This window comes from Roseicyclus sp. (genome assembly GCF_052168335.1).
Classification (GTDB): domain Bacteria; phylum Pseudomonadota; class Alphaproteobacteria; order Rhodobacterales; family Rhodobacteraceae; genus Roseibacterium.
This window is the reverse complement of record NZ_JBQLZP010000708.1, coordinates 1-2,166: the sequence shown is the minus strand read 5'-3', so window position 1 is coordinate 2,166 and position 2,166 is coordinate 1. Positions and strand designations below refer to the sequence as shown.

Annotated in this window: 4 protein-coding genes and 1 tRNA gene; 1 reads left to right on the top strand and 4 read right to left on the bottom strand. The window is 70.9% G+C overall.

Annotation, left to right across the window (positions count from 1 at the left end):
* Together ACTS11_RS21490 and ACTS11_RS21485 are read right to left on the bottom strand one after the other, a co-directional pair.
* Positions 1–111 (bottom strand): NAD-dependent epimerase/dehydratase family protein (locus tag ACTS11_RS21490; protein WP_442642314.1); only part of this gene is annotated, 111 nt, incomplete at its 3' end.
* A gap of 171 nt (positions 112–282) precedes the next feature.
* Positions 283–786, bottom strand: a complete 504-nt coding sequence (locus tag ACTS11_RS21485; RefSeq protein ID WP_442642313.1) for a YciE/YciF ferroxidase family protein — start codon at positions 784–786, stop codon at positions 283–285.
* A gap of 139 nt (positions 787–925) precedes the next feature.
* On the opposite strand from ACTS11_RS21485, the gene ACTS11_RS21480 reads away from it, so the two are divergent.
* The gene (locus ACTS11_RS21480) at positions 926–1,195 is read left to right on the top strand and encodes a hypothetical protein (RefSeq protein WP_442642312.1); all 270 of its coding nucleotides are present in this window, start codon (positions 926–928) and stop codon (positions 1,193–1,195) included.
* A 74-nt stretch (positions 1,196–1,269) separates the two neighbouring features.
* Here the strand turns inward: ACTS11_RS21480 and ACTS11_RS21475 are convergent.
* Both ACTS11_RS21475 and ACTS11_RS21470 read right to left on the bottom strand, forming a co-directional pair.
* Positions 1,270–1,359, bottom strand: a tRNA-Ser gene (locus ACTS11_RS21475).
* Between the two features lie 122 nt (positions 1,360–1,481).
* On the bottom strand, positions 1,482–2,166 hold a 685-nt coding region (locus ACTS11_RS21470; RefSeq protein WP_442642311.1), incomplete at its 5' end, for an alanyl-tRNA editing protein.

Genomic DNA, 2,166 nt, shown 5'->3' with positions numbered 1-2,166 from the left:
CTGCTCCACCAGGCTGTCGAGAACGCGCACCTCCGCGCCGGTGGCCAGCAGTTCGCGGCAGAGCGCCCGACCGATGAACCCGGCGCCGCCCGTGACCAGATACCTGCGCATGAAGCCTCCGCTGATCCAACCGGCGCCGTCGGTCGCCTCGATTGCGTCAACCGCAGCGGCGGCAGGATGTTCCGTTCGGCCTGGACGCAACCCGCCAGGGGGGCGCCGAAAGACGAAAGAGGCCGCCCCGGTTTCCCGGAGCGGCCCCCGCACCCGATCTTCGGTTGCGCCTCAGGCGGCGCGCGTGTTCAGGCGATCCTCCGCGATCTGCGTCAGCTTCGCGTCGGCCTCTTTCTCCTCGTCGAGGGTCTCGCGCAGCACCCCGGCGCAGTCGTCGCGGCCGAGTTCCTGCGCCCAGGTCACGAGCGTGCCGTAGCGCGACATCTCGTAGTGCTCGACCGCCTGCGCGGCGGCGGCGAGGGCCGCGTCGGTCACCTCGGTCGTGGCGGTGTCGCCGATCAGATACTCCGCCTCCTCGATGATGCCGTCGATGGCGGGGCACTTGACCGCCTTCGCCTCCACGCCATGCATCTCGAAGACCTTCTCGAGGCGCTTCACGTGGTCGCGCGTCTCCTCGAGATGATGCTCGAAGGCGTCGCGCAACGGGCCTTCGCCGGCCTTCTCGATCATCTTCGGCAGCGTCTTCGCGATCTGCTTCTCGGCATAGTAGATGTCGCGCAGCGTGTGCACGAACAGGTCGTCGAGATCCTTGATATCGCCATTCTGCAGGGCCATTGCCGTGCTCCTTTCTCCAGTGCGTCGGTCAACACGGACGACCGGCCGGAGTTCCCCGGGATCGGGCCGCATCGGCGCGAACCCGCGAGGCGCTCGTGCGTTGCCCACGAAGACCCATCAGGCAAGGGAGATCGAAGCCATGAGCGCGGCACGGACGACGACAGATCACGACGCGATCCGCCACTGGGCCGAGGCCCGCGACGGCCACCCCGCCCGCGTCGAGGGCACCGGCGGCGAAGGCGGGCTCCTCCGCATCGATTTCGGGGAACCGGAGCAGCGCCTCGAGCCCATCGACTGGGACGAGTTCTTCCGGATCTTCGAGGAGAACCGCCTCGCCTTCCTCCACCAGGACGAGACGTCGGACGGGGGCACGAGCCGCTTCAACAGGTTCGTCGCCCGCGACGGGTGACGCGGCGACGCGCGAACCGGCCCGCGCGCACCGAGGAAGGCGGGACATGAGGTCGAACGCGGACGGGGAACGGGTGGCGGAGAGACAGGGATTCGAACCCTGGAGACGGTTTCCCGCCTACACACTTTCCAGGCGTGCGCCTTCGACCACTCGGCCACCTCTCCGGCGAGTGCCCCGATAGCGCAGCACGGGAGGCGCTTGCAAGGGGAAGTTCGCGGGACCGTGTCACGGGGGGTCGCGGGGGGCGCGGGTGGGGGGGGGCATGTCGGCGCCGCCCCGGCCCCGCTCAGGCGAGCTCGATCGTCACGCGGCGGTTCTGCCGGCCCTTGTTCTCGATCCTGGCGATGCGGAGCTTGCCGATCTCGCCCGTGCGCAGGACATGGGTGCCGCCGCAGGGCTGGAGGTCGACGGGGGCCTCCTCGCTGCCGATCCGGACGAGGCGGATGCGCCCCGCCCCGCGCGGCGGTGCGACGGAGAGGGTCTTCACGAGGCCCGGGTTGTCGTCGAGCTCCTCCTCGGTGATCCAGGTGTCGGAGACGGCCAGGTCGCGGGTCACGAGCGCGTTGAGCTTGCCCTCGAGGACCTCGCGCTCGGGCGCGGCCTCCGGCATGTCGAAGTCGAGCCGCCCGCGATCGGCCCCGATGGCGCCGCCCGTCACCGGCAGCGGGATCACCACCGACAGGAGGTGCAGCGCGGTATGGATGCGCATGTGGCCGTGCCGACGCTCCCAGTCGAGGCGCTGGTCCACGGTCGCGCCCACGGGCGGCAGCGCGCCGGGCTCGGCCGGGATGAGGACGATGGCCCCCTCCTCGCCCTTCACCGCCGTCGCGATGGCGATGCGCCCGCCCGACCAGTCGAGCGACCCGGAATCGCCCGGCTGGCCGCCGCCGCGCGCGTAGAAGATCGTCCGGTCCAGCACGATGCCGCCTTCGGGCGTCAGCGCGGTGACGGTGCCGGGGGCGGACTTGCGG